Annotated in this window: 1 protein-coding gene; it reads left to right on the top strand. The window is 49.4% G+C overall.

What is annotated here, in order from left to right; all coding sequences use genetic code 11:
* A partial coding sequence (locus U0R11_RS13585; protein ID WP_406752380.1) for a hypothetical protein occupies window positions 1-387 on the top strand: 387 nt, incomplete at both ends.

A 387-nucleotide genomic window follows, 5' to 3' on the forward strand; every position in this document is an offset into this window, starting at 1 on the left:
GCAACACAGCAACAGGCTATACAGGAGCTAAGTCGATCACGTTCAGTGGAGCGAATGCTTCAAGTAGCCCAGCTACCAACCCAACTGTAGCAAGCACGAACTTTGGTACAGCCACGAGCGTGACCTTTAGCAATGGAGTAGCTACAGTGAGCATGAGCTTATTTAGAGTAGAGTCAGCGGTGGTAGTAGCCACAGATGGCTCCGTGACAACCAGTGGATCCGATCGCTTGAGCGTAGCTGTAAGCCCAGCGGCATTTAGCAAATTAGCCTTGAGCTTGGTAGGACCACAGATTAATGCAGTAGCGTTTACGGGTACGAATACCTTAACTGCCTTGGATGCTTATGGCAATACGGTAACGGGCTTTGATGCAAGTGCGAATAACATCA

The organism is Aquirufa salirivi, from assembly GCF_045310485.1.
Classification (GTDB): Bacteria; Bacteroidota; Bacteroidia; order Cytophagales; family Spirosomataceae; genus Aquirufa; species Aquirufa salirivi.